Genomic DNA, 6,990 nt, shown 5'->3' with positions numbered 1-6,990 from the left:
TTAACTGATCGGAGTTACCGCAAGGGGCCCTTTTTGTTTGGAGTAATAACTCCCTCTAACTCCCCCTTGAAAATGGGGAGGACCGGGCTGAGATCGCTTTTACCTATGAAATCACAGCGCACATCATATTAATTGTCGACTGGTACTTCACACTAAGCGCACTCCGATCTAGTCCCCTCCCCTTTCTAAGGGGAGGGTTAGGGAGGGGTCAAGAACGCAAAGGGAGCACCAGTGCCACAACGAACTTTTAACTTAAAGTACCAAAAGCAAATCAGGAGTCAGTTACGTGCAAATATGCCAAAACCTGAAGAGGTACTCTGGCAAAGAATCAGACGTAAACAGCTTGGCGTAAAGTTTCGACGGCAACATGGCATTGGTCGCTATATTGTTGACTTCTATTGTGCGGAATTGAACTTAGTTATTGAGATTGATGGCGATAGCCATTTCTCTGATGAGGGAAAAGAGAAAGATACAATTAGGGATTCATTCATGGAAACATTGGGGATTAAGGTTCTGCGATTTACCAACGAAGAAGTGATGAAGCAAACCGAGTCTGTTTTGGAAAGGATTATTCAATTTAGTTTGGAGTAATAACCCCCTCTAACTCCCCCTTAAAAATGGGGAGGACCGGACTGAGAGCGCTTTTTGGTTCGCTGACTTATTCAAATACCAAAACTGTATTTAGTTAGAAGCAATAACCCCCTCTAACTCCCCCTTGAAAATGGGGAGGACCTGACTGAGATCGCTTTTGGTTCGCTGACTTGTTCAAATACCGAAACTAGATTTAGTTCGGAGCAACAACCCCCTCTAACTCCCCCTTGGAAATAGGGAGGACCGGACTGAGAGCGCTTTTTGGTTCGCTGACTTGTTCAAATACCGAAACTGGATTTAGTTCGGAGCAGCAACCCCCTCTAGCTCCCCCTTGAAAATGGGGAGGACCGGACTGAGATCGCTTTTACCTATGAAATCACATCGCACATCATATTCATTGTCGACTGGTGCTTCACACTAAGCGCACTCAAGTCTAGTCCCCTCCCCTTTCTAAGGGGAGGGTTAGGGAGGGGTTCTGTTACAAACTCAAAATCACGCCAGCGATTGATGCACTCATCAAGTTCGCCATTACGCCTGCTGCAATTGCACGGAAGCCGTATTTCGAGATGAATGAACGCTTCTCTGGCACTAATGAACCTAGGCCGCCAATTAGCATTGCCATGGTTGAGATGTTTGCGAAACCACACAGTGCGAAGGTTACGATAGCTTGTGAGTGTGCGCTTAGCTGAGACTTCACTTCCATCAGTTGGATGAAGGCTACGAACTCGTTTACCACAATCTTGTTACCGATCAGAGAGCCTGCCACGATAGCTTCATTCCAAGGAATACCTAGCAACCATGCGATTGGTGCGAATAGGTAGCCAAGTACTAGCTCGAAGCTCAGTTCCATACCGAACAAACCGCCGAACCAGCCTAGAATGCCGTTTAGCATCGCGATAACACTCACGAACGCCAATAGGGTTGCACCTACCGCAACTGCGATACGTAGACCAGACATTGCGCCGTCTGCCATTGCTTCAACCACGTTGGTTGCGCGTGGCATTTCTACTTGGTCTAGATCCATATCCTGTGCTGCGCTGTCTGTCTCTGGCATCATAATTTTTGCCATTAGAAGACCCGCTGGTGCTGACATGAATGCCGCTGCGATTAGGAAGTTAAGATCCACACCCAGTGATGCGTAACCCACTAGCGTGCCACCTGCAACCGATGCCAAACCACCAGTCATTACTGCGAAGAACTGAGAATCGCTCATGTGCTTCAGGTATGGCTTTACTACTAGCGGCGCTTCAATCATACCAACGAAGATGTTCGCTGTTGCAGATAGCGATTCTGCACGGCCTGTGCCTAGCAAACGCTGTAGACCACCACCGATCAGGTTGATCACTTTTGGCATTAGACCAATGTGGTACAAACCAGAAATCAGCGCTGAGAAGAAGATGATGATACCTAGAACATTAATCGCGAAAGTAAAGCCACCTGTTGCTAGGTTGCCAAATAGGAACGCGATGCCCTCTTGACCGTAGTTGATTAGGTTAGAAACCGCGCCAGTTACTGCGTTAAGCGCTTCTTTACCCGCTGGCACGTAAAGTACCAATAGCGCGAAGATTACTTGCAGAGCAAAAGCCAAAGACACCGTTCGTAGACGAATGTTCTTACGGTTAGTCGAAAGCAGCCATGCTACGAATAGGATGACTACGATACCAAGAATTGAGTTCATAAAATGAATCCGACAAAAGGGGGAACAGGAAAGGCGTCGGATTGTATAGAGTGAAAGAAATGCTGCAAGTTAGGGATGTTAACAGGCTGAGAATCTCGCCTGACCACTATTTAACCAGCAAAATAACTCATTGAATTAAATAAAGATAAACGTTTGCCTAAAGTTATTATTTCCAAATGGAAAAGATGTTTCTGGATTTGGAAAAATTTTGTGATTCAAATCACCTTATGTATTCCCTACTTCGGAATCGAAATATACGGCGCTAATCGCTGATCCCAGTGGCAAGGCGATCCGATCTTTTGTTTGATGAATTCGATCACTGCTGAGATCTTTTTCGGCATATGCTGACGGCTAGGGTACACCGCATAAAACGGCATGGATTGGCTGGCTTTCCAATCAGGCAGAAGCTGGATCAATTTGCCTGATCGGAATTCATCCCCCAGCAAATAAGTGGCTAAGTAAGCAATCCCCCACCCTGCGATTGCGGCATCACGCACCGCCTCTGCCAAATCGACCGAGTAGTTGCCAGAGACTTTCACGTTGAGCTCTTGCTCGCGATTGGTGAACGCCCAACTGGTGTAGTCACGCTCCCAACTGCGGTAAATAAGGCAGTTGTGCTGCGACAAGTCATTCGGTTCAGTTGGCGTATCGTGCTTAAGTAGATAATCTGACGATGCCGCAACCACGAATTGGCAATCCGCTAAGCGCTGAGCAATGTAGCCTTCTGGTAGGTGTTCATTGTTGGTGATCCACAAATCCAAGCCTTCTTCGAGCATATCGACTTTGTAATCGAACAAATGCACTTCGACTTGCAGTTGCGGGTATTTCTCACGAAGTTCTTGAATGGCAGGAATGATGTGCAACGTGCCAAAAGACTGCGACAAACCAAGACGAACCAAACCAGCGACTTCATCGCGTTGGCTTTCCATCTCTAACGTGGCACTACTTACGGCTTGCACCACTTGCTCACAATGGTGATAGAAGGTTTGCCCAGCTTCGGTTGGCGTGAAGCTGCGCGTGGTACGTTGCACAAGCTTGATGCCTAGTGAAGCTTCTAACTGGCTGAGCTGTTTACTGACGTGAGAAACAGACACGCCTAGGCTCTTTGCCGCAGCGGTAAAGTTCTTATGTTTGATCAACGCTGAGAAGATCACCATTTGTGCAGCACGTTCAGATAACACGCAAACCTCGTTTCAAATAGAGAAAACAAAGGGGTCCGAAGAGCCCCTTTTTATTCGTTTATACATTCAATCTAGAATGTGATGCGGTCAGCTAAGTGACTTACCGCCAGTGCGAAGTAGTAAGAGCGGTTCCACTTCATCAACACATTGTAGTTGTTGTACACCAAGTAAGTACGGCCGTTCTCATCGTCTGGCATGATCAACCAAGCTTTGATGTCTTCGTCCAGCTTAGGTAGTGGACTGCCATCGTATTTGGTGATGCCAAGCTTACTCCACTCTTGCAGGTACTTACCTTTTTCCGCTTCGCGACCTTGCAGGTTGTGGTCAATGCCGTGTGGTACTTTAACCTGACGACCCCAAGTGAACTTATCATCCCAACCAGATTTGCTTAGGTAGTTTGCTGTAGAAGCAAACACGTCCGCTTCTGATTGCCAGATGTCTTTCTTGCCGTCGCCATTACCATCCGCGGCAAAGCGTAGGAATGAGCTTGGCATAAACTGACATTGACCCATCGCACCAGCCCAAGAACCTTTGAAATTCTCTAGATCGATATGACCTTCATCTAGGATTTGTAATGCCGCCATGGTTTCTTTACGGAAGAATTCTTCACGACGACCTTCAAACGCCATGGTCGACAACGCATCGATCACGCGGAAGTTACCGGTGAACTTACCGAAGTTACTTTCCACGCCCCACAGCGCAACGATAAAGCGCGGCTGCACGCCAAACTCATCACCAATGCGTTTTAGCTCAGCGTAGTGCTCTTTATACAGCTGCTTCGCTTGCTTGACCTTCCACTCAGGTACCGCGCGCGGAATGTATTCATCTAACGTCAGTTTCTTCTCAGGTTGGTTACGGTCAGCTTTTACGGCGCGTGGTTTGTATTCCACATCAGCAAAAGCGGCACTAATCACCTGTTCGGAAATGCCTTTATCACGCGCTTCTGCACGCAATTTGTTTAGGTATTCATCAAAGCCATCGCTACTTGCAAAGGCTGAAGTGCACATACCAACGCTGAGCATTGCTGCCAGTATCTTTTTCATATCGCCCTCCTTGAGCGAGGCAGAATTCCCAGATGAAAAGCGGTGACGTTATTCGCCTTTCTGCTGGGCTTTTTGTTCTTTGTATTTTTCTAGTAGGTTTTCCGGCGGAGGCGGAACCTGTAGGAAGAAACCATCATTAATTAATGACGCTTTCACTTTCTCGACATCAACTTGTGCCAAAGTACGACCATCAAGTTTGATTGTCATCACCGGCATAGGCTTACCGAACATCTGCATTAACGTGTCAGGAACCTGTGAGAAATCATCCTTTTTCGGAATATAGAGATAAGTGCCTTCTTTTCTGGAGCTTTTATAAATAGAACAAAGCATGACGAGCCTTTTGTGCTGATTTACCCGCTTTGAGTGCGGATTTTGTTGAAAACGTAAAATTCTCGCAAACTTGATAGCAAATTTGAGATTAATTCACTTATTTGCCCGCTTGAGAACTTGCTGCGCTAAAGGATGAAATATAACATGACAGACCTAGTTTAAGGCAACGCTCTTTCAATAAAGGCAAGAAGTCCACGATGACCCATTCACCTGACCTTAAAGGTAGCAGTTTTACATTGTCAGTTTTACACCTTTCTGACAACGAGATCGCTAAGACTGTCGAATTTTTGCAAGAAAAGGTTTCTCAAGCACCCTCTTTCTTCGCATCCGCACCTCTGGTTATCAATATAGCAAAAGTAGAAGGCGATATTGATTTCACCGCACTTAAACAAGGCATCGCCGATGCAGGGTTTATTCCGGTTGGTGTGACTGGCTGTAAAGATAAACGCGTTCAAAACCTTGCCTCAGAAGCGGGCTTCGCCATCATGTCTGCGAGCAAATCTCCAACTCAAGCACCAGCGAAAATGGCGCCGACCAAAATCGTTCGTACGCCTGTACGTTCTGGCCAGCAGATTTACGCCAAAGACGGTGACTTGGTTGTACTGGCACACGTAAGCGCTGGTGCAGAAGTGATTGCTGATGGCTCTATCCACATTCATGGCACCCTACGCGGACGCGCCATTGCTGGGGCGAGCGGCCAACAAGAAGCCCGAATTATTTGTCACGATTTACAAGCTGAACTGGTTTCCATTGCAGGAGATTACTGGTTGAGCGATCAAATTGAGAGTGAGTATTGGCAAAAGAAAGTAATGATCAGTAAAGCCGAAGAATCATTACATCTAGAAACACTCACGATTTAGTCTAAAAAGGAAATAAAATGGCACGCATTATTGTAGTAACGTCTGGTAAAGGTGGCGTTGGTAAAACCACTTCAAGCGCAGCCATCGCCTCTGGTCTGGCTCTTAAGGGCAAAAAGACTGCGGTGATCGATTTTGATATCGGCTTGCGTAACCTCGATCTTATCATGGGCTGTGAACGCCGCGTGGTGTATGACTTTGTTAACGTCATCAACGGTGAAGCAACGCTTAACCAAGCGATGATCAAAGACAAGCGCACAGATAACCTATTCATTCTTCCAGCTTCTCAAACACGTGATAAAGACGCGCTAACCAAAGATGGCGTGCAACGTGTGTTCACAGAGTTGGATGAAATGGGCTTCGACTTCATCATCTGTGACTCTCCAGCTGGTATCGAGCAAGGTGCTCTGATGGCGCTGTACTACGCAGATGAAGCGATTGTAACGACGAACCCAGAAGTGTCTTCGGTACGTGACTCTGACCGTATCCTGGGTATTTTGGATTCTAAGTCTCTACGTGCTGAGCAAGGTCTAGAGCCAGTTAAGCAGCACCTACTACTGACCCGTTACAACCCTTCTCGCGTAACACAAGGTGAGATGCTAAGCGTTGAAGACGTAGAAGAGATCCTACACATTTCTCTACTGGGCGTAATTCCAGAAAGCCAAGCGGTACTGAATGCATCAAACAAAGGTGTGCCAGTGATCTTTGACGAGAACACAGATGCAGGTATGGCTTACTCTGATACGGTAGACCGCCTACTGGGCAACCAGGTTGAATTTCGTTTCCTTACTGAGGAGAAGAAAGGACTCTTTAAACGACTATTCGGAGGCTAGACATGTCACTACTAGAATTTTTCCGCCCACAAAAGAAAACTTCTGCGAATCTAGCCAAAGAGCGTTTGCAGATCATCGTTGCTGAGCGTCGTAGCCAGAACGATCCTGCGCCTTCTTACTTGCCTCAATTGAAAGAGGACATCTTGAAGGTGATCAGCAAATACGTTGCAATTGATCCAAACATGGTGGATTTAACGTTTGAACACAAGGACGATGATATTTCGGTTCTTGAGCTAAACGTGAAGTTGCCAGAAGACGAGAAGTAATTACTTTTCGGCTTTAATTGAGAGTCTTCCTTTTCGTCATTCTGGTCAACGAGTTACGAACGTGATTCGGTACCTATGACTAGCATGCTCGGGTTATGGATAAAAGGTTTTGAATTCAAAGCGAGCTGTCAGTAGATTCCTAGTCTCACTCAGGTTCGCTGGAATGACCCAAGACCCCTTCGTCATTCTGGACAGCGAGGAACGTATATGG

Annotated in this window: 8 protein-coding genes; 4 read left to right on the top strand and 4 right to left on the bottom strand. The window is 46.6% G+C overall.

The features are described 5' to 3' along the window. The first annotated feature begins 231 nt into the window (after nt 1–231). Nucleotides 232–591, top strand: coding sequence for an endonuclease domain-containing protein (locus KIV40_RS25565; protein WP_167423964.1), 360 nt, complete (start codon nt 232–234; stop codon nt 589–591). A 478-nt stretch (nt 592–1,069) separates the two neighbouring features. Here the strand turns inward: KIV40_RS25565 and KIV40_RS25560 are convergent, their stop codons facing one another. The 4 genes from KIV40_RS25560 to KIV40_RS25545 form a co-directional block, all read right to left on the bottom strand. Further along, nucleotides 1,070–2,269 carry a NupC/NupG family nucleoside CNT transporter gene (locus tag KIV40_RS25560; protein ID WP_005430867.1) on the bottom strand — a complete coding sequence of 400 codons (1,200 nt, stop codon included), beginning with the start codon at nt 2,267–2,269 and terminating at the stop codon, nt 1,070–1,072. 236 nt (nt 2,270–2,505) lie between these two features. After that, entirely contained in the window at nt 2,506–3,450 is a 945-nt protein-coding gene (locus KIV40_RS25555; RefSeq protein WP_103413455.1) for a LysR family transcriptional regulator, read from the bottom strand. Nucleotides 3,451–3,521: 71 nt separating this feature from the next. Next, nucleotides 3,522–4,493 carry a lytic transglycosylase domain-containing protein gene (locus tag KIV40_RS25550; protein ID WP_103413456.1) on the bottom strand — a complete coding sequence of 324 codons (972 nt, stop codon included), beginning with the start codon at nt 4,491–4,493 and terminating at the stop codon, nt 3,522–3,524. A gap of 48 nt (nt 4,494–4,541) precedes the next feature. After that, a complete protein-coding gene (locus KIV40_RS25545; RefSeq protein ID WP_012127285.1) occupies nt 4,542–4,823 on the bottom strand; it encodes a YcgL domain-containing protein in 282 nt (93 codons plus the stop codon). Between the two features lie 197 nt (nt 4,824–5,020). Between KIV40_RS25545 and minC the strand changes: the two genes are divergently transcribed. From minC to minE, 3 genes are read left to right on the top strand one after another with little or no spacing between them, the layout of a single operon-like run. Continuing rightward, nucleotides 5,021–5,683 (top strand): septum site-determining protein MinC, encoded by a 663-nt coding sequence (gene minC / locus KIV40_RS25540; RefSeq protein ID WP_005437686.1) that lies wholly within the window; start codon nt 5,021–5,023, stop codon nt 5,681–5,683. Between the two features lie 17 nt (nt 5,684–5,700). Further along, nucleotides 5,701–6,513: a septum site-determining protein MinD gene (gene minD, locus KIV40_RS25535; protein ID WP_005437688.1), complete on the top strand. Its 813-nt coding sequence runs from the start codon at nt 5,701–5,703 to the stop codon at nt 6,511–6,513. A gap of 2 nt (nt 6,514–6,515) precedes the next feature. Further along, on the top strand, nt 6,516–6,779 hold the full coding sequence (minE, locus tag KIV40_RS25530; RefSeq protein ID WP_005437690.1) for a cell division topological specificity factor MinE: 264 nt from the start codon (nt 6,516–6,518) through the stop codon (nt 6,777–6,779). The last annotated feature ends 211 nt before the right edge of the window (nt 6,780–6,990 follow it).

This window comes from Vibrio sp. D173a, assembly GCF_030248475.1.
This window is presented reverse-complemented; position numbering and strand designations above follow the sequence as displayed.